The sequence below is a fragment of the Chryseobacterium sp. GVT01B genome, assembly GCF_019970045.1.
Classification (GTDB): Bacteria; Bacteroidota; Bacteroidia; order Flavobacteriales; family Weeksellaceae; genus Chryseobacterium.
The window spans coordinates 432,847-453,707 of the sequence record NZ_JAHXYI010000005.1 but is presented as its reverse complement, the minus strand read 5'-3'; the positions used below and the strand labels follow the sequence as shown (position 1 = coordinate 453,707).

The 20,861-nt window shown below is 35.6% G+C and carries 19 protein-coding genes; 8 read left to right on the top strand and 11 right to left on the bottom strand.

The features are described 5' to 3' along the window. Positions 1–69 precede the first annotated feature (69 nt). The 6 genes from LC457_RS14395 (at position 70) to LC457_RS14370 (ending at position 5,430) form a co-directional block, all read left to right on the top strand. Positions 70–633, top strand: a complete 564-nt coding sequence (locus tag LC457_RS14395; protein ID WP_223600488.1) for a hypothetical protein — start codon at positions 70–72, stop codon at positions 631–633. Between the two features lie 116 nt (positions 634–749). Continuing rightward, complete coding sequence (locus tag LC457_RS14390; RefSeq protein ID WP_223600487.1) at positions 750–1,799, top strand: glucokinase; 1,050 nt, start codon at positions 750–752, stop codon at positions 1,797–1,799. A gap of 142 nt (positions 1,800–1,941) precedes the next feature. Further along, positions 1,942–2,508 carry a YceI family protein gene (locus tag LC457_RS14385; protein ID WP_223600486.1) on the top strand — a complete coding sequence of 189 codons (567 nt, stop codon included), beginning with the start codon at positions 1,942–1,944 and terminating at the stop codon, positions 2,506–2,508. Between the two features lie 78 nt (positions 2,509–2,586). After that, positions 2,587–3,213, top strand: a complete 627-nt coding sequence (locus LC457_RS14380) for a YceI family protein (RefSeq protein WP_047423735.1) — start codon at positions 2,587–2,589, stop codon at positions 3,211–3,213. Positions 3,214–3,337: 124 nt separating this feature from the next. After that, positions 3,338–3,985 (top strand): alpha/beta hydrolase, encoded by a 648-nt coding sequence (locus LC457_RS14375; protein WP_223600485.1) that lies wholly within the window; start codon positions 3,338–3,340, stop codon positions 3,983–3,985. A gap of 101 nt (positions 3,986–4,086) precedes the next feature. Then, positions 4,087–5,430 (top strand): ammonium transporter, encoded by a 1,344-nt coding sequence (locus LC457_RS14370; RefSeq protein WP_223600484.1) that lies wholly within the window; start codon positions 4,087–4,089, stop codon positions 5,428–5,430. A 22-nt stretch (positions 5,431–5,452) separates the two neighbouring features. Here the strand turns inward: LC457_RS14370 and LC457_RS14365 are convergent, their stop codons facing one another. Further along, a complete protein-coding gene (locus tag LC457_RS14365) occupies positions 5,453–6,076 on the bottom strand; it encodes an FMN-dependent NADH-azoreductase (protein WP_223600483.1) in 624 nt (207 codons plus the stop codon). 60 nt (positions 6,077–6,136) lie between these two features. After that, a complete protein-coding gene (locus tag LC457_RS14360; RefSeq protein WP_223600482.1) occupies positions 6,137–6,715 on the bottom strand; it encodes a Crp/Fnr family transcriptional regulator in 579 nt (192 codons plus the stop codon). 181 nt (positions 6,716–6,896) lie between these two features. On the opposite strand from LC457_RS14360, the gene LC457_RS14355 reads away from it, so the two are divergent. Continuing rightward, complete coding sequence (locus tag LC457_RS14355; RefSeq protein ID WP_223600481.1) at positions 6,897–8,315, top strand: L-serine ammonia-lyase; 1,419 nt, start codon at positions 6,897–6,899, stop codon at positions 8,313–8,315. Positions 8,316–8,424: 109 nt separating this feature from the next. On the opposite strand, the gene LC457_RS14350 is transcribed toward LC457_RS14355, so the two are convergent. The 6 genes from LC457_RS14350 to LC457_RS14325 all read right to left on the bottom strand — a co-directional run bounded on the left by LC457_RS14350 (position 8,425) and on the right by LC457_RS14325 (position 16,234). Then, complete coding sequence (locus LC457_RS14350) at positions 8,425–9,267, bottom strand: prephenate dehydrogenase (RefSeq protein WP_223600480.1); 843 nt, start codon at positions 9,265–9,267, stop codon at positions 8,425–8,427. A 393-nt stretch (positions 9,268–9,660) separates the two neighbouring features. Next, positions 9,661–10,245, bottom strand: coding sequence for a hypothetical protein (locus LC457_RS14345; RefSeq protein WP_223600479.1), 585 nt, complete (start codon positions 10,243–10,245; stop codon positions 9,661–9,663). Between the two features lie 374 nt (positions 10,246–10,619). Continuing rightward, positions 10,620–11,858, bottom strand: coding sequence for an SH3 domain-containing protein (locus LC457_RS14340; RefSeq protein WP_223600478.1), 1,239 nt, complete (start codon positions 11,856–11,858; stop codon positions 10,620–10,622). Further along, entirely contained in the window at positions 11,851–14,358 is a 2,508-nt protein-coding gene (locus tag LC457_RS14335; RefSeq protein WP_223600477.1) for a DUF5675 family protein, read from the bottom strand. The genes LC457_RS14340 and LC457_RS14335 overlap by 8 nt, the downstream gene beginning before the upstream one ends. A gap of 3 nt (positions 14,359–14,361) precedes the next feature. Next, on the bottom strand, positions 14,362–15,210 hold the full coding sequence (locus LC457_RS14330) for a PAAR-like protein (RefSeq protein ID WP_223600476.1): 849 nt from the start codon (positions 15,208–15,210) through the stop codon (positions 14,362–14,364). Between the two features lies 1 nt (position 15,211). After that, complete coding sequence (locus LC457_RS14325; protein ID WP_223600475.1) at positions 15,212–16,234, bottom strand: LysM peptidoglycan-binding domain-containing protein; 1,023 nt, start codon at positions 16,232–16,234, stop codon at positions 15,212–15,214. Between the two features lie 465 nt (positions 16,235–16,699). On the opposite strand from LC457_RS14325, the gene LC457_RS14320 reads away from it, so the two are divergent. Beyond that, the gene (locus tag LC457_RS14320; RefSeq protein ID WP_223600474.1) at positions 16,700–17,347 is read left to right on the top strand and encodes a hypothetical protein; all 648 of its coding nucleotides are present in this window, start codon (positions 16,700–16,702) and stop codon (positions 17,345–17,347) included. Positions 17,348–17,354: 7 nt separating this feature from the next. Here LC457_RS14320 and LC457_RS14315 read toward each other — a convergent pair whose 3' ends face one another. The 3 genes from LC457_RS14315 to LC457_RS14305 form a co-directional block, all read right to left on the bottom strand. Continuing rightward, positions 17,355–17,879, bottom strand: coding sequence for a hypothetical protein (locus LC457_RS14315; protein ID WP_308116409.1), 525 nt, complete (start codon positions 17,877–17,879; stop codon positions 17,355–17,357). A 35-nt stretch (positions 17,880–17,914) separates the two neighbouring features. Next, a complete protein-coding gene (locus tag LC457_RS14310; protein WP_223600473.1) occupies positions 17,915–18,412 on the bottom strand; it encodes a hypothetical protein in 498 nt (165 codons plus the stop codon). Between the two features lie 104 nt (positions 18,413–18,516). Continuing rightward, positions 18,517–20,796, bottom strand: a complete 2,280-nt coding sequence (locus LC457_RS14305; RefSeq protein ID WP_374200548.1) for a cation:proton antiporter — start codon at positions 20,794–20,796, stop codon at positions 18,517–18,519. Between the last annotated feature and the right edge of the window lie 65 nt (positions 20,797–20,861).

The window sequence follows — 20,861 nt, the reverse complement described above, 5'->3', positions numbered from 1 at the left end:
TCAAAGAAAAACCCTCGCTTGGCATGATTTTTACATCCTCTTGTTTAGTAAAATTTAAAAATTAGAGTTATGAAAATGTTTAAACAAGCAATAGTACTGGCTGGTATTTTAACAGCAGGTATCGCAAGTGCCCAAAGTTCTCAGATGAATAATATGATCAAAGTAGGCGCAAATGTTGGTTTAGCAGTTCCCTCAGACAACCTTTCTGCCGCAGTAGGAGTAGATGTAGCTTACCAAAATCTTATTACACCAGGATTCGGATTAGGTATTGCAACAGGATATACTCACTATTTCGGAAAAGAGAACAACGGATATAAAAATAATGATGTAGGAGTAGTTCCTGTAGCTGCTTTAATCAGAATTTACCCAAAACAAACCGGTTTCTATTTCGGAACAGACTTAGGATATGGTTTCTTAGTAGGTGATAAAACGGTTGCATCCAACACTAATGTGGAAAGAGCAAGCGGAGGTTTCTACCTTAAACCGGAGATCGGTTACCACAACAGAGACTGGAATTTCTTCGTACAATACCAAAAGGTTTTTGTAGGAACAAAAGGAGATTTGCCAGGTCAGGACTATAATGTGGGGAATATCGGTGTAGGATTCGGTTACAATATTCCATTAGGAAAGTAGTTAGATTTAATATATAAACAATTATTAACCAAAACCTTTTCACGAAAGTGGAAAGGTTTTTTTGTTCTGTGCAGGATTTACAAAAACTATTATTATATTTGGTAAAATTTGAGGTTATGATTCTGAATCCAAAATTTCCACTTTATTTACCAGGAGTAGAGAACAGTAATAATGATAATGTTTCTATCATAGGGGCAAGTCTCCGTGAAGATGTAACGATCTTAGGCTATTTCGTTTCCGGGAACGGAGGTCTTGAGATAAAAGTACAAAATAAATATGCAACCAAAGAATACGCTTCTTTTTCAGATATTTTAAAGAAGTTTATTCAGGATAACCAATTGCAAAATATAAAACGTCTTGGAATGGCAGTGCCAGGCCCTGTACTTGACGGAAAAAGCAGTCCTGCAAGATTGGGCTGGAATTTAGATGTTGAAGAATATGCCCGTGATTTCGGGTTCGAAAAAGTAGACATGCTGAACGACCTTGAGGCTTCTGCCTACGGAATGGCTCTTCTTGAAGATAACGATCTTGAAGCTATCTATACAAGCGGACATCTTGAAAAAGGAAATGTAGCGGTTCTTGCTCCCGGAAACGGATTGGGTGAAGCCGGATATTTCTTTGACGGAAAATACCTGAGACCTTTCGCTACAGAAGGAGGGCATTCAGAATTTTCGCCAAGAACCAATGTAGAAGTTGAATTTTATCAGTTCCTAAACAATATTTATGGTATTGTAAGCTGGGAAAATGTACTTTCCAAGTCGGGGTTATTCAATATCTATAGATTTTTAAGAGATGTGAAAAGACATCCTGAACCGGAATGGTTGGGAGAGCGCCTTGCACAGGGAAATTTTGTGGAAGAACTTTATAAATCGGCAATCGAGGAGAACGTATTGATCTGCAGAATCGCTTTAGATACCTTCCTTGAGTTTCTGGCAAGAGAAGCTAACAACCTAACATTAAAATTGAAAGCTACCGGAGGATTGCTGATTGCCGGAGATATTCCACAGATGATCGCTGAATATATTGATAAGGCGAAATTCTATGAGAAATTCAAGATCAGTGATAAAATGGAGGAGATGCTTAAAAACACTCCCATCTATCTGGTCAAGCAAAATCATACAGCATTAAATGGTATAGCGCTTTATACAGCTTACTATCAGGTATAAAACAGGGCTCCGAAGAAATTCGGAGTTTTTTTATGGGATGATATTATTCATGAAAATAATAAATTTTATTGATGTACATCAATGAAATCTATTGAATAAGATATTACCTTTGTATCGTTAAATAAGTAAACAACTCTATTCAATGAAAAAAATATTTTTATTAGCAGTTTTAGCTGGTGGTTTAGCATTTGGACAGTCAAAAAAAGTAGTAGCGTCTGATGTACACTGGTGGGGATACAAAGTAGCAAAATCTGAGGCGAGCTCTCACGACGGTACTGTAAAAGTAAAGTCCGGAGACATGATCATGAAAGGAAACCAATTGGTAGGTGGAAGCTTCGTGTTGGATATGACTTCAATCAGCTCAACTGACCTTACAGGAGAATATCAGCAAAAATTAAACGGACACCTTAAGAATGGTGACTTCTTTGAAGTTGAAAAATTCCCTACAGCAAGCTTTAAAATCACTGGAATCAAGAAAAACAGCGATAAAATCTACAGTTCTCTTGTAACTGGAAACCTTACCGTAAAAGGAAAAACAAGCCCAATTACTTTCCCTGCTAAGATTTCTTACAGCAAAGGAGTAGTAAGCTTAGTATCTAACAAATTCTCTTTCGACAGACAGAAATTTGATGTAGCTTACAAGTCTACAATGCAGGATGTTTTTGTGAAAGATGATATTGAAATGCTTGTAAAAGTAACTGCTCAATAAATTAATCAAAAAAAGATTATTAAAAGTGTAGAAGTTCTACACTTTTTTTTATTTTTGTTGAATTGTAAATAAAAAAGAATGAAAAGATTACTATTGTTTGCTATGGTGTGCGCAAGCATGTCATTTGTTTCTGCCCAAAAGAAATTTGATAAGGTTTCAAAAGTGACTTCATCAGAGATCAGATGGTGGGGGTATAAAGTGGTAAAAACTGAAGAAACATCCCACTCAGGAACAGTAAAACTGAAAAGTGGAAAATTTAACTTTGACCATACGGTCCTGGTAGATGGAGAGTTTATCATAGATATGAGAAGTATGATGGCAGGAGATGTTTCTGATGAAGATCAGATCAAGCTTACCAACGATCTGAAAAGCTCGAACTTCTTTGAAGTGAAGAAATTCCCTATCGCTAAATTCCATTTGACTAAAATTATTCCTTTAGCAAACAGTGAATACAATTCTACAGTATACGGAGACCTTACCCTTAAAGGAGTGAGAAAAACAATTTCTTTCCCTGCGAATGTATATGTTACTCAGTTTACAACCTCTATTGAATCTGCGAAGTTCTCTCTGAACAGAAGAGACTTTAAAGTATTCTATCAGTCTTCATTGAAAGATTATTTCATTAAGAACGAAATGGACATCCAGTTCAAAGTTACCACAGAAATGCTGGATAACGAGAACAGAGTTCCAAAGAAGAAAAAATAAGATTACTATACGATCAATATAAAAATGAGCAGTTCACCGGAGCTGCTCATTTTTTATGCTTTTGTTACATCAAAGATTTGGCTTAATCATTTACTGTTCCCTGTATTTTTTATAAATTCGTAGTATGAAAATTTATATCGTCAGCGGTCTGGGAGCAGACTTTAAGGTCCTTGAAAGAATAGAGTTTCCCAAACACTATGAATTGATTTTTATAGATTGGCTCATCCCTGAAAAAAATGAGCCTTTTGATGCTTATGTTAAAAGGATGGCTGATAAGGTAGATGACTCTGAGCCGTTCTGTCTGTTGGGATATTCTTTCGGAGGAATTATCGTGCAGGAAATTAATTTATTGAAACCCGCGGAGAAAGTAGTCATTCTGGGAAGTATAAAATCTGACAAAGAAAAGTCAAAATTTATCAGGACGGGTGAGGTGACCAAAATTCCGAGAATATTACCTGTAGGTTTATTCAATGACAAGGCAGCCAATGTATATGCTGTTATCCGAAAGCTTTTTGATCCTAAAAACCCTAAACTTCTTCAATATTTTAAAGTAAGAGATCCTTATTACCTGAAATGGTCTGTAGAAAAAGTTTCCGAATGGAAGTTTGAAGAAAATCCTAATGTTATTCAGATCCTAGGTGATAAAGATATTGTTTTTCCAATTCGTTATTCCAAACCGGATTATATAATAAAAGGAGGAACCCATCTTTTTCCAGCTACAAAATCCAAAGAAGTTTCAAAAATATTGAATGAAGTGTTTTGTGAAAAATAAAAACATTATTGATTAAATAGTTTTTTACGGGGTGTTTGTTTTAAAAAATGTGATTTTTATAGAATTTATATTTAAATTTGATAGGGTTAAATATGAATTTTATGAAAATAGGATTAAAATGGATCGTCTCATTCTCAGTAATTGCACTCGTTGCAATTGGTGGTTTATTCTGGAATCCGACTGCTGATATTCCTGATACCGGAGAATTTTTAAGCGAAGATAAAATTGTAGGTGCGGATGTTGCCTGGATTCTGGCTGCAGCTGGGCTTGTTCTATTGATGACGCCCGGACTGTCTTTCTTTTACGGAGGAATGGTTGGCAGAAAAAATGTGATTTCTACCATGTTACAGAGTTTTATTGCCTTAGGAGTGATCTCTATGGTCTGGGTAGTCGTAGGTTTTTCTCTGTCTTTTGGTGAATCTTTGGGAATTACCATTGCTGGAAAACACTACGGAATTATCGGAAATCCGCTCAGTTACCCTTTTTTTAGCCAAGTAGGGAATCTGCCCAATAAAATGATGGCACCCACTATTCCTTTTATTCTTTTTGCTTTATTTCAAATGAAATTTGCGGTTATTACCCCTGCAATTATTACCGGATCTTTTGCGGAAAGGGTTCGTTTTATTTCTTATTTACTATTCATTGTCCTTTTCAGCATCTTTATTTATACACCGCTTTGTCATATGGTATGGCATCCTGATGGGCTTTTAAACAAATATTTTGGGGTAAAAGACTTCGCAGGTGGAACAGTTGTACATATGAGTGCCGGTTTTGCTGCACTTGCCGGAGCTTTGGTAGTAGGAAACCGAAAGAATCCGCATCATGAGCCTTCCAATATTCCGTATGTATTGCTGGGAACAGGAATGTTGTGGTTTGGATGGTTCGGTTTCAATGCAGGATCTGCATTGAGTGCATCTGCATCTGCGGCTACAGCTTTTGGAACGACTACCATAGCTTCTGCTTCAGCAATGATGACCTGGATTTTTTTTGATAGAATCAATGGGAGAAGCGTTTCTGCTTTGGGTGCCTGTATCGGAGCTGTTGTGGGGCTTGTTGCAATTACTCCCGGATGTGGTTTTGTGAGCATTCAGGAAAGCCTTTTTATCGGGTTTATCACAGCAATAGTTTCTAATATAATGGTTAATTGGAAGCCTTTAAAGAAAATAGATGATACGCTGGATGTTTTTGCCTGTCATGGAGTAGGAGGAATTATGGGAATGATTCTGACTGCTATTTTTGCTCATGGTGAAAAAGCAAGCTTACTGCATGGAGGATTAGAGGTTTTTCTTCATCATATGGCTGCATTGGTTTTGGTTTCTGTTTTTACGTTTTTCGGTTCATTGATTTTATATAAACTTACAGATTCCATAATTACATTAAGAGTTTCTGAAGAATCTGAAAATAAAGGGCTTGATCTTTCTCAGCACGAGGAAAGTTTCAGCTGATGCCCTGAATGAAATTTATGATTTATTGAATAGAATGAATAGCTTTGAAGATTTTATTTTTAGAATTTTCAAAGACTTCACCGCCAAATTCTTCATTATCTAAGGAATGAATGGTAACATCATTTACGCCCATAATCCCGAAGATATGTTTCAGGTAAGTCGTTTGAAAATTGACGTGTCCGTTCTTTTCATTTTCTCCATATCCGGTATCACCACGGGTTGAGAGAATAAAGAGCTTTTTGTTTTCAAGAAGTCCCACGTAATCACCATCCGGCACTCCGGATCTGAATTTCCAGGTTTCATTAATCCGCATTACCTGGTCAATATAAGCTTTCAATCCGGACGGAATAGACCAGTTATACATAGGAGTTCCGATTACATATACATCATGTTCCCTGAGTTCTTTGATCAGTTCATCACTGAGCTGTAAAGGTTTTTGGTTTTCCTCAGTTTTGTCTGCCGGTTTTTTGAATGCTCCCGCGATCCAGGATTCATCAATATTGGGAATAGTGTCAGTTCCTGCTTCCCTGTAGGTAAAAGTATCAAGAGGATATTTTGTTTTCCAGTTTTCAACGAAGTGCTGGGTCAGTTTTCTGCTATAAGATCTTTCATTTCTTACACTGGCATTAATAATCAGTATTTTCATTTGTTAAGAATTTATAACAGCAAAATTCCTGATTATTTATTCCTGAAAAATTGATCTAGTTCAAGAGGATTTATTTTTTTTCCTGATTCTACTGATAAATTCTGCGGAGACTCCAAGGTAAGAAGCAATCAGATACTGTGGAACTCTGGAGGAAATATCGGGGTAAGTATCCAGAAAATCATGATATTTTTGTTCTGCTTTGTGCATATGATTGAATACCACTCTTTTTTCAAGGGTTCCGAGATAACCTTCCAGAATAATTCTGAAGTATTTTTCTAAAGCTGGAATTTCCTTCAGCATTTTTTGAAAAGACTGATGTCTGATCTGCAAAAGCTTTGTTTTTTCCACAGCCTGTATATTGTAAATGGAAGGTTTTTGTTTTGAAAAACTCGAAATATCTGTTGCCCACCAATGATCAATAGCTAAAAAGAGGATTTCTTCATTTCCATTTTCTTCATTAATACAGAAAGCTTTTAAAACTCCTGAAATGATATAACTGTCATGGCGGCAGATTTCCCCGTTTCGCAACAAAAAATCTCCTTTTTCCAATGTTTTTTCTGTCCAGAAGCTTTTACATAAGGTTATTTCTTCGGGAGTTAGCGGGACATGCTGCAGGATACTCTTAATTAATGTTTCCATTTAAAAAAATAGTTAAAAAGAACAATATAATGATAGACCTGACTGAAATTCATACAATCAACCCATTTTACAAAAATACTTATTTTATGGGCTGTCAAAACCAGATAAATCTAGGATTTTGCTATGCATATATTAGGATTTATCATGTATCTTTGTTTTAGAGGAAAATGACGAATCATTTATGGAATCAATATCGGTTTTTGAAATTATTAAAGTAGGAATAGGCCCGTCCAGTTCACACACGATGGGACCTTGGAACGCAGCAGCAGCATTTATCAGGATTATAAAAAGAGAAAGATCAATAGAAGAAGTTAAAGAGGTTTTTCTTGAATTCTTTGGCTCACTCGCAAAAACGGGGATTGGGCACGGAACTGATATTGCAGGAATGCTTGGATTGAATGGAGAAGATTTTAAGACGATCAATACTTCAAAAATTGATGAAAAAATAAATTACATTAAAAGTACTCAAACCATTAATCTTGGTGGTGAAAAGGTAATTCCGTTTATTTATGGACATCATCTGATTTTAAACATGAAAAAGAGCCTTGATTTTCACCCGAACGGGATGATCTTCAGAGCTGTTTTTGAAGACGGAACTGAACTTGTGCAGGATTTTTATTCTGTAGGTGGTGGTTTCATTGCCAGCCAGGAAAAAAACTCTATTCAAAAGCAATGTGTACGTACATTGTATCCTTGTCATAAAGCTTCTGATATTGCAAAATATTGTGAAAAACTAGGATTTGATAAAATTTCTGATTTGATTTTCATGAATGAAGAGAGTTGGAGAAGTCAGGAAGAAACGAGACAGGAAGCACTTTATATCTGGCAGCAGATTAAAGAATGTATTTACAAAGGAGTCAATAAGGAAGGAATTCTTCCGGGTGGATTGAATGTTTCCCGAAGAGCTGCAGGAATCAACAGAAAACTGTTAGGAGATAAAATCTATAAAAATAAAGACGAGTGGTTTCAACAGGTTGTAGATGCTGAAGAAAACTTTACGAATATCAACAAATGGATTGCTTGTTTTGCGCTGGCTGTGAATGAAGAGAATGCAAGTTTCGGACGAATTATTACGGCACCTACCAATGGAGCGAGTGGAGTAATTCCGGCGGTATTGATGTATGCTCAGGCATTCACTCCGTTTACCAGTGAGGATGATATTGTAAGATTTTTGCTTGTAGCAGGAGAAATCGGGACATTATTCAAGAAAAACGCAACCATTTCTGCCGCAATGGGAGGATGTCAGGCGGAAATCGGAGTTTCTTCTGCAATGGCAGCAGCCGGACTTACAGAAATTCTGGGTGGAAGCGTTGGACAAGTATTGATGGCCGCAGAAATTGCTATGGAGCATCACCTTGGATTAACTTGTGATCCTATCAAAGGACTGGTACAGATTCCATGTATTGAAAGAAATACAATGGGAGCAATGAAAGCGATTACGGCCGCCAATATTGCATTGGAAAGTGATCCTACCAAAGCAAAAGTAACATTGGATGAGGTGATTCTAACGATGTGGGAAACCGCTCAGTCGATGAGTGACCGTTTTAAAGAAACTTCGGAAGGCGGATTGGCGATTGCAGTCAACGTTCCGGAATGTTAATAGAAATAATAATTTTTTACAATATAAAACCCTTAGACATTACTGACTAAGGGTTTCTTAATAAAATAAAAGTAAAAACCGTCGGGCTTTTAGTATCGTATAAGAGAATTTATCTTAAAATTCCTCTGATTCTGTTGGCGTTGGAAATCAGCTCTTCAAGGTATTCATAGTTTTCTTTTTCCAGAGCGGATTTGAATTTTCTGAGCTGGGTAATGTGTTCGTTCAGAACGTCCAGTACATTTTCTTTGTTTTGTTTAAAGATGGGAACCCACATTTCCGGATGCGACTTGGCAAGACGTACGGTACTTGAAAAACCGGAACTGGCAAGCTGGAAAATCGTTTCTTCTTCACGCTCTTTCTCCAATACGGTGTTGGCCAGGGCATAAGATGTAATATGGGAGATATGGGAGATATAAGCGGTGTGGACATCATGATCTTCTGCATCCATATAAATCATGTGCATATCAAGGGCATTTACTACTTTTTCAACAGTAGCTAAGGCATCGTCCGCGGATTCCTCTTTGTTACATATCACACCTGCTTTTCCGGAAAAACTCTCTACAATAGCGGATTTCGGACCGTTATTTTCTGTTCCCCACATCGGGTGGAAAGCGACAAATCGTGAACGTTTCGGATGGTCTTTTACAGCATTTACAATTCCTGCCTTCGTAGAACCAGCATCCATTACAGTCTGCTGATCAGTCACAAGATCAAGAACAGAGGGCAATAGTTTTCTGGCAGCATCTACTGGAATGGCAAGAATAATCAGATCCGAATTTTTAATTCCATGCTCAAGATCTACTCCGGCATCAATAATCTTAAGATCTAATGCATCACTGATATGTTGTGTATTGTTATCAATTCCGTAGATGAAGCTGGCCAGGTTTTTCTCTCTTAATTTCAAAGCCATCGAACCGCCGATCAATCCTACTCCAATAATACTTATTTTCATCTTTTTAAATTTTTTAAAATAAAAAAACCTCGTCCCTAGGACGAGGTTTTAAATTATATTCATAAGAATCCCTATCCCAGAGCTGAGGTAAAAATTCTATAATAATATGTTCCGTTGTTAAAAATCACAAAGCAAAGGTATAAATATTTTTTAAATGAAACGAAATTTCTTTTCTAAATTGTGTGTAGGTGGTGTTAATGGGAAGTGATAACAGCCTTTTTTGTTTTGGTTAGCAGGCCAGGCTATTCTTTTTTATTGGCGAAAGTTTGCAACTATAAAATAAAAATTTGAGAATTAATATATTTAAAAATGGTTCCATTAATCTGTTTTTATTTGTAAGCTTTTTATTCAATTTCATTTCCATGTAATGAAAGTTTATTGAAAAATCACGGTTCAAATTCTCAATGTATATGTTTTGAAGTTCTGAAGCCCAACCAGATGCTTCTTCTTTTTTGCCATCAAAAGATGATGTAGAATGAAACTTGCCTGTAATAAAATTAAATGATTTTGAATAATTTTTTTAGCTTTTGTATAACTTAAATCATATCCAATAACTTGTATTTTTTTGTTTTTAGTATCAAACCTAAATTTTATTTTTTCAATCAGATTTTTTCTTTCTCCAGAAATATTTGGTTTGGTAATTTGATCGGCATAATCTACTCGAATGGTAATGATCTTATTTTTAATAATAGGATCACTTAAATAATAGTCTGCTTCAGTATTGTTATATAGAATACTATTGTTTAATATGGGAATTTCAACCGTTTTGTTCAATGAAGATAAGTAGATGTATAATATAAAACTAGATAGTTCTGTATTTTGTTTTGCCTTAATTACAGCTTTATCTTTAATATTATCATCATCAAAGTATAGTGCTCGATATTGTGATTTAATAATATCAATAGTTCTTGCATGATTCTCTTTGCATCTAAAAAAGAAAGATATGAGAGTTAATAAAGTTAAAATGGGTTTTATCATTTGTTAGTTATATTTATGTGATATAACTGATTTATTTTATAAGATCAATTATTTTATTATAATCTCCTTCAAAAAGCCCATTTTTATACTTTCTGTAATATTCTATTTTTGACATTGAAAATTCAAAGTAGGATTTATCTTCTTTCTCATAATATTTTCCATCTAAATAATTAGGATAATTTACAGTTTAAAGAATAATTTGCTGTTTCAATATTTTCTTGATTACAACTGATTTTACTTAATTGAATTAAGTTTGGATATTCTCTATTTTGCTTGAAACTTCAGATATTGAGGTTTCTTTTTCCTTTCCTGAACATGCAACAAGCATTAGTAAAAATGGCATTAAACAGTTTTTCATCATTTGTTTAAGTTACTTATTCAGATTTTATTCTGCTTTTATGAACATATCCTTTTTTACCTTCTTTAGAAACTATCAACCACCAATCTCCGTTTTGGTCTAAAACCTCAACTTGTTCACCTGTGTTGATCTTTTGTAGGATTTGAGAAGAAGAGTTTTTCTCCTTCCTTAAATTGGTATAACCATCAGAATCTTGAATGTAGAAGGCTGTTTTATTTTTGCTTTTCTCTACTCTACATTTTTTTGCTCTTACATTTTCTTCAGGAATAGGTATTACTTTATCAGTCCATCCGGATTTCTGGATATCAATATTTTGGGGAACATCACAAATATATTTTACTGCGTCCTGAGAAATATCTGACATTGTTTTATAGATAATATTTTTAAGAAGCCATGTGTTATTATCCAAAATAATATTATATTCTTTTTCATAGTATCCACGATCAGGGAAGGATGTCTTTACAGTGAATCCTTTATTTCCAGAAATTGGAATGATATCATCAATAATATTACCTCCATCCTCAGAAAAGTTTCTTGTTTCCAATGCTAATGTATATTTACCTTGCTTATCCCCAAAAAAGATAAATAAATTTTCTCCTTGATAAGGTTTGTTACTTACAATTTTATCAGAGATGCCATCTTTGTTGACATCAAAGATCTTTATGAAATAATCTTCATTGTTAACATAGGTTTCAAATGAGCCCCTTTTAGTTTCATTTGAAGTATCCGTGGATAATAATTCTTTTGCCAAGTTTTGTTTTTCAATTGTTAAGTTGGCTAATAATGTATCATCTGGTTTTGGATGAGGAGAATCAAACAAAAATGTTAAAACTGATTTTGCATCATTCTTTGATAAAGAGTTGATTAGATCATATTTGTTATTTCTTTTAATGTATTCTATTGACTTTATTTTAAAATAATTAACAGCATCAGCTTCCCATTTTCCATTTTTTGAAATTTCTATTATTGAATTTTCATATTTTTTATATTGAGGTTTTTGAATTAAAGAAAACCAGTAATCAATATAAGAATTGGCATGTTTATAAAGAATCTCAGCAGAATCTTTTTCATCGTTCCAACCAAATGTATTTTTAAAGGTTTGAAAATCCTTTGGAAAATTTTCTAAGAACTCCTTTTCCTTTTTATTTGAAAATGACTGCTCAAGATTTGCAACATTAATGTTTTTATTTCCCTCTTGTGAAGGGCTTTTGCATGATATTAATATAGTTAGTATTAATAAGAGTAATTTATTCATATGCTTGAGTAATTATAATTTTAGCGTTTTTAATTCCTATTTCTTCCACATAGGTAAATATTTCTTTTAATTTATCTTTACTACCACCAACAAAATCTGTAGATCGGGTTGTTCCGGGTAATAAACATCCTTCAGTATCATCTGCTGTATTACCAGAATGGATTAAGATTGCTCTGTCCTTAGATACAACATCATTGAATAGCTTTAGGCCTTTTTTAATTTTTGTACCGGAATGCCATTCTAGATTGTATGTCCCAATAGGAACACGTTGCTCTTTTCCTGACTCTGTACTGTCAGGCCCTTTTTCTTCGAGGATAAAGCCTTTGATCTGAGTATTGTCAATACTGAATTCTCCAATTGTTGATTTCTTAGTTTGCCATTTTCTAACTAATCTTATTGTTACAGAACTAGACGATCCGTTATTTACAGGTGGTGAGATTTGGGTTTTATTTACACATTTTTGTGGGTATTCAAATAAAGCTTTTAATGTAATTACATAGTTCCTCCTTTCTTGTAAACCATTTGCTCCTCCATTCACTAAGTAACTTATTAAATCTACTTTGTCATCATCAGCTATTAATCCCATATTTACCGTTCCATATTTCTTTTTTTTGCCATTATCTTCCCATGTAATTGTATCTTTAGGGTAGTCAGGTTTGTGAATCTTTACATAGGATGGTGCATCTGCGGGACCTTTCCATCTTGTGTCAATACTTAATATTTTTCCTTGTTTCCAATACCATCCAGCTGATTCACAGGCTGTTGAAAGTGTGTCGGAAACCTTTTCGTAATTTGTAACTACATCAATTCCAGAATAATATTTATAGATTTTATAGTTGTTTTTCCAGGTCAATTGCATTAAACCTCTACCTTTATATTTTTCACCATCTCCTTTTGTTGTATTTCCACTTTTTATTGCATCTGGATGTTTACCTGGATCATACTTAATTCCATCGGCATATTCTTTTGCAGTTCGTAGACGATCAGTTTCATGATAAATTTGTGATAAGAAATGTAATTTTCTAAGGCAGGTGTTGATACCATAACGATTGAAGATTGTATTTATTTGAGAACGCAGCTTTTCGATGGTTCTATCTTCAGCTTTAATATTGCAATTAGGAGCATTAAATAAATTATATCCGCTACCTTGTTTAACTCGCTTTTCGCTATCACGAAGCCCATGAATTATTTTCTCAAACTCTTCTGGTGTGAAATCTCTATTACAAAAACATTTCCCAGTTTTTGGAACTGCAGGTTCAGGCTGCTTCTGCACCCCCGCCGCACTCTTCACCTTCTCCACCTGCATCAGACCCTCCGAATTTACCCCAAATTTCTGAGATTCTGCGGAAAGATCTTTTGAGATAATTTCTATAAAATAATTTTGTTTATCGGAATCCGGGTCGCCGATAGGAGAGTCTACTCCTTTTTCAAAAATAGCCTTTGTAATGATAAATCCTGAAGTGTCACATACATCAGCAGGAATTTTAATATTTCCACTTCTGTAAACTTCATCATTGGAAGTGGAATCATATTCCCAAACTACATACTGGATGTGTTTTCCCACCATATTTTTGGAGTGAATTCTTACTCTTACTTTATCTCCTACAGCTACTTTGGACAGTTCATTTCCTTTATCATCAATGAAAAGAGCTTCTATAATATTACCTGTAGGATCTGGCTGTTTGGGGCCACCTCCTTGTTTTGGAGAAAATTTTGGAGTCTGTGTGCCGGGTTTAGGCTTAGGTTGGGGTTGATTTTGAGGCTGTCCTTTATAATCAGGATTGGCTACATCTACATTTACCTGGCTGGCTCCCTGGATTTTTCCTGAATAAGTGGCTGTAACATAATACTCATGATTGGCGCCTTCATTCCTGTCACCCTTCATTAGAAACTGATTGGCCATCTGACGAAGGATTTTTTCATCAGACATCAGGGGAATTGGCACTTCTGCAATCCCTTTTTCATTGACCCGAGCCTTATAACTTCTTGTGTGACGGTTGTTTTTATTGATATTAACATCATGGCCTTTTCCAGGTGCATCATCTTCCCAAAGATGAAACTCGATCTCTTTATTAAACATTGCAATGCAATGTGCCTGCGCAATAAGAGTATCACGGTAACTTGCCTTATTGACGTCTTTTGCTCCTCTGTTGAAAAGAATTACCTTCTCTATTTTTGAAACCTTATCACTGGTCGGAATTAATATACAGCTGCCAGCCAGTTGCTTGGTAGCAGACATACCTGGTAAAATTCCTTTTTTAATCTCATAGACTTTCATTTGAAATTCTATACCCAGGCCTATTTCTCCGAATCTGTACGTTACTTTTTCACCTTTTTTAGGTTTGTTGGTAATATCTTTCCAGATTCCGTTTTTCTGCTTCTTATAAAGATACCATTCATAGTCACCTTTCAGACCGAATGACAGTCCCGAAGGTTTTATTTCGTAGGTATAGGTTGTTCCTACCAGAGGATTCTGATTTCCGATTATACTTCCTGTCATGGCTTAGCTGTAATAAAGTTCGTCTGTACCTTTTGTATCTTCCTTAAATTCATCAAAATCCACAACGGGATTGTAAACCTGCTGTTCCTGCGTATTTGTTTTGGCAACCTGGCTTTTACCGACTTCACTCTGCTGTCCGTGTTTGAGAATGGTGATTTTTCCTCCTGTACTGCACATTAGTTCAGAGATTTCCGTAAGACAGCTTTTTCCCATCACTTTTACTTTTTCATACGTCTTCTGCCACTTTCCGGCAGGAGCATAAGCACAGGGAAGATAACCTCCTGAAGTTGGCTTAAGTTTACATTGTCCAAATGGTTGTGCTGCAGGATCAAGCTGAAGATCGTCTTCTGTTACAGCCAGATAATCGGCCTGTCCTTCTCCGTCATTCCAGTAATGTTTCTGATGACTGGTGACTTTAAATTTTGGAAATTTAAATCCCTGATTACACTGTACGGTTCCCTTCTGTACAATGAAATATTTTCCTTCATGGGGACTGGAACCACTATCTTCTTTTTTATCTTTCTTTTCTTCTTTATTGGTTGGCTCTTCTGCTGTTCCAGATGATTGCTCTTCATTTGGAGTTTCTTCCGTTGAATTTTCTTCAGAAACAGCATCATCTTCTGTAGACTCCTGCTGAGAAGATGCAGAGATATTTTGAGATTCTGTTTCCTCGGCCATAAGGTGTGGATCTTCCGGAATAAAAATGGTTTTTCCGGGAACAGGCTCCTGCATGACATCTTCCGGCGGGCAGTGGAGGTTATGATAAGTTTTTAAAATGGCCTCATTTTTCAGCTTAAACTGCCCGGCCAGCGAACTGAAAGTATCGCCTTTTTGTGTGACATAATTTTTCATATTATCCTTGTGTTATATTGATATGGTGCTGGTGAATAAATTCATCTTCATGACTGAGTAAAACCGAAGCTTTAGCCTGAAGAAGCTTCTTATTTTTTGTGTGGGTGGTGTATTCTAATATTATATTTCCTTGCGCAGGTTCAGCTGCAGAATCTTTAAACTTTATGCCGCGCATAATCTCCTGTGGAGTGCATCGTTCGGTGATTTTACCGTTTAAAATGGTCAAAGCAGAGTTTTCATCATCATTTGACTGTTCAATATTGAGTTCGCATTGTACAGGAAACGAATTCTGTAAAAAATAAATAGGTTCTGTCCAATTCTTTTTTCTTTGAAACCAATCTATTTTGGGAAACAAAGTCTGAAAAAGGAGTGTACTTTGCAATTGCTGCAAGAAAACCGTTTCATCGCTGATGCCCCTTTTAAACGAATTCATGTAATTTTGAGAAACTTCTCCTACATAAAACTCTTCAAGATCTTTACGCTGATGGGTAAATGTGTTTGTGATTTTTTTGTGGTCCGCAAAGCCGATAATTTGACCCTTGTCATTCATAATAAATTCAAGAGGCATGATACTTTTCATGCAGGCAATGGATAAGCTGCTTACCTTATCATCGGGCGTATTTCCATTGGATTTAAAATCATTCTGGCTGTAGCTCAAAATATATTGATCTGTATTTTTGCTTTTGTGAAGAGCAAGCTCAATGGTATAATCAATAGTAACGAAAGGTTCAAACGGACTTTCAAAAGTCTCATTCACTGAATATGTTTTGGCAAGAAAAGACTCTGAAAATCTTGAAGGAAAACTGTTTTTTCTTTCTCGTTCTTTCTGGATCTCTGTTTTAAAATTGGTGGGAACATAGATATTTTTGACGTCATTAAGACTTTCAAACCAAATCTTATCCATTTTTTGGCAATGGGAATTGTGAAACAGCTTTAGTTCTTCACCGGTCATGCCCAGCCGGGAAGCGATAGAGGTCAGCGTGTCTCCATTCCGTACCTGATATTGTAAGAAATCAATTTCCATCCAATGTGAATTATAGGATAAAGCTATTAAAAAACTCTATTTGAAATTAATTTTTAGGGTTAAATTTTAAAAAGTGTAGTAGAATTACGACATGAAGATAAATGCAGCATGGAAGCCACCCTGTCAAAAATTCTCTGAATTTTCGCCACCTCTCCAGTGGAGGGGAATTTTTACGTCTTCAGTTGTGATGCTAGTCAGGATTGGAGTTTTTGTTGATGCTTTCTTATTGGTTTAATGTGGATGGATTCCTACGGAATGACATAATTGGAATGATGGTTTATCCATGAGTTTGTCATTCTGTAGGAATCTAAGCTGTTACAAGGGTTTTCAAAGCTTGTGTACTTTTAAAACAGTTAGTAGTAAATTAAAATAAGCCAACAAAAAAACTTTTGTGACTTTTGTGGTTTAATAATGTACAATACAACCAAAAGTTATTACTAATTTTAAAGTTATAAAACAGTAAACATGAAGAATAGATTCTTACACGGAGTTTTCATAATATTGATCAGTTTGAGTTCTGCATATGCTCAGAAGTCCGGCGATCAAGCTTCTGTTTTTTTCACTACAAAAGCAAAGGATACTGTAAGGATCAACGAAACATTCAATGAAAATGATACAACAAATAGCAAGGGCTTAAAAAAGCAGCTGAAACCTATTCAGACCAATTTTAAAAGGATTAATTCCATGACAAAATGGACTTTTGTCAAAAAGAAGGATATTGAAGGAGAATCTGCAGAAGGAGGGGAGGCCACATTTTATTATACGGATAAAGGGTTGGAAAAAGTTATTGCCAGGCATTATGGCGAAATGGGACAGAAACTGATAGAATATTATCTTCTTAACGGGCGACTTTCTTTTGTTTTCGAGAAAGAGTACAGGTATAACCGACCCCTTTTCTATGATGCTGAAGCAATGAAAGAAAATAATGATACGGAAGCATTTGATTTGAAAAAATCAGAAATTACAATAACCCGAAATTATTTTGAAAATGGAAATATTATTTTAATTAATGCTACTATGGGACGCGAATATAATATCAATGCGGATTATCCGGCTGAGCAGGAGAAAAGTATAACAGAGGATTTTAAAAGACTTCTGAAATTAACTGATTAAATGGTTGCTATTGTTTATCCGCTTTGATAATATTCAGTCTTTCTTCCACCTCATTGATTCTCTTGAGCCAATAGTTGATTCCTTCCTGATTGGTTACTGTTTCTTTAAAAGCATTACGGTTTACAGCCCATAAATGACTGCTGTGCTTTTGATAATCCAGTTCCCGTTCCTTTTTATTTTCAGGTTCTATGCGATATCTCCAGAATACAAGAGAGTGCATATATTCTGAGCGGATTTTCTCCAGATAGGTAATAATGGCCTTTCTGTCCTGCGGAATATATCCGGGACCGGAGCATCCACATGAATGAAAAGTGATTCCTATCGTATACAAATCACGGATATGAGCCCATTGCTTATCGTCATTTTTAGGAGGGGATTTAAAATCAAGTCCCATATTGGCCATCAGATTTCCACATTCGGGGCACTTGGCTTCCACGGAAGTCTGAGCATCCCGGTCCACATCTTTCAGGTGGCGGCGTTTGAAAGTTTTCTGGCAGTTGAAACAGGCATAATGTCCTTTGTAAACCATCATGGAGTATCGGCACATATTAAAGTCTTGTTCTTTGGTTATAAGTTATTTTTATTTGTTTTTTCCTCTTCATTAAAATTGATTCCCATCAGGCTGCTGGCACTTCTCGGATCGTAGACCGACCATATATCTCCCCAGGGAAATTTGAAGGTGCAGCTTGGGTAAGGTTTTTTCTTTTTTTGGGTTGGAGACATTTCCAGGATCCGGGTGAGAAAAGTATTGTTTCTGTGAAAAACGTTCATTTCTTTTTCCTCTGTCCATTCATTCCAGTCTTTAGCATCACCATTTTCCCATGTGTTCATATGGATAATGTCCAGCTGATCTCCGAAAAAGCACAAACTGAAAGATACCTGATACCCTTTTATTTCTATATGCTGAAAATAATACCAAAAATACCCGGTTTTTACATCCCACATATTGTGATACTTTTCTTTATAAAAATCAGTCTGCTTCAGCTGATCAAGACTTATTCCCTTATAAAGTGTGGTAGCAAAGGTTTTCAGCTCTATAACTCCATTTTCACTGTTAATCAGCATGTCCCAAAAAATTGAAGCTATAAATATACCCGTTTTTTCTTTACAGACAACGAATAATATTTACAGCTTCTGGTAGAAATAGAAATATCGGTGTGTTATTTTGGCTATGGGTTTGAAATTATTAATGTAGAAGGGATATCAGAAAGCCAAAGACTTTTTGTATCAATCAGATTTTTCCAACTTTTACTGCTGATCAGCATCAGATCCTGAGCGTTCAGAAATTCTTTTTCAATCTTCTTTTCATTATACAGGGTAATATGATTAGGAGCTACCTGTTCAATACTTCTGATAAGTTCCTTCACCTCAATATTGTTTCGGATCTGTCCTGCAGCATCCAGAATGATAACCTGTGAATTGTTGTTATTGATAAGCCTTTTAGCATATTCAAGAAGATAAAAATCACTTAGATTAAAGATGGGAACAAATACTTTATCCGCCGCTTTAAAGTCTTTTTCTACCAAAATTCCCACAGGAATATTGGTTTTGTCCAGAATCTGAAGGGTAAAATCGTCAAAAGGAGAATTGTTGAATATATTTCCTTTGCCTTTCACTGTATTCAGGAGCTTTTCGGGATTGATGATTTTGGTGGTAAAGCCTAGCAAACGGCCTAATAAACTTCCTTCATACATGGATTTTCCAAGCATGATCAGCAGAAGGTCATAATGTCCTTTATTGGTAATGCTGGTAAGATCACTTTCTATATCGGTAGAGGCTTTAAAGAGAGTAGTTACTTCCAGATTAAGATCGTGAGAGGTTTCAATGACGTTTTGAAATTGTGAATCCTCATATTCATTGATATCATAGGCATGCATTTCATCTACCGGAGCAATATTCATAGCAGTGATGCTTTTATTGCCATTCATTTTATGAGTGAAATTGTGAGCCAGTTTTAAGAGAGTACTTCCGGATTCCGGTTTGTCAAAAGAGAGAAGAACCCGATATTTAGAATCATTTTCGTGGGCAGGCTCATCCTGATTTTTCTTAGATTTAAATATAAAATTAATGAAATCAAGAGCAGGTCCTGTCATGAAAGTGGTAAAGAGTGCCATAATCACAAGCATTGCAAAAATTTCAGGACTTAAAACTCCAAGGTCATATCCGATGTTCAGTACGATAAGTTCCATAAGACCTCTTGTATTCATCAGAGCTCCAATCGTTAAGCTTTCTTTCCAGTTAATGCCTACAAATCTTGCCGTCAGTGCACTTCCCGCAAACTTTCCGAGAACAGCAGTCAGAATAATAAATCCTGCCGTCATCCATAAATGGCTGTCATTCAGAAGTCCTATCTGAGTACGAAGTCCGGTAAATACAAAGAACAACGGAAGGAGAAGCACCAAAGCCACATCCTCTACTTTATCAATAAAAAGAGTACGGAATTTTGTATTCTCAGGCATAATAGCTCCTGCCATAAAAGCTCCGAATAAAGCGTGAATACCGATTACCTCGGTAGCATATGCAGATAAAATCAGAGTCAGAAAGAAAATAGCGACCATTGGTTTGCTGATTGTATTTTTTCCTGCCTGAAGGTCTCCGATTCTTTTCAGGAATGGTCTGACAATTTTTATCATTAAAAATACATAAGCAATAGCCATAATAATTACATAGATGGAACTTGCGAAAGAGCCAGCCTTTACAATAGCAATTACGGCTGCAAGAATACACCATGCCGTAATATCATCGGCAGCTGCACAGGTAATAACAATAGTTCCCAGTTTGGTTTTCTGGAGGTTTCTCTCCTGTACGATTCTTGCCAATACCGGAAAGGCTGTAATGCTCATAGAAATAGCTATAAATAAGGCAAAAGAAGTAAACTGGATACCTTCCGGTGCAAATTCCTGATAAACAAAATAAGAAAGTCCTATTCCCAAAGCAAAAGGGATAATAATACTTGCATGGCTGATGACTACGGCATCATGAGCTTTTTTTCTTAATACACTCAGATCCAGCTCCATTCCAACAATATACATGAAAAGAATAAGACCTATCTGACTTAGAAACTGAAGGTTACCTAATGATTCTTTGGGGAAAAGAAATGCCGAAAACTCAGGGAAATACATTCCCACAAGTGATGGCCCCAACACAATACCTGCAATCATTTCTCCGATGACAGTGGGCTGTTTTATTTTCATACAAATCCATCCGAAAAGTCTTGCCGTCATAATGATAGTGACAATTTGCGCCAGTAATAACGCAAGCGGATGATGAAGATTGGTTTTAAATGATTCCAAGAAATTTTCCCAGGTAGAACCGCTGCTGGTTTTAGCAACAATATTTTCTTTTACTTCCAAAGTCTGTCCTTCAATAATGAAATAATACATCAGACACGAAAAAACAGCGATGGTAGTAATGTAGAAAATTAAATTTTTGTATTTCCCCAAATTCATGATTCCAATATTTTATGCAAAGTTGATAAGAATATAGTTATGTTAAATACTCTTTTTTTTTAAAT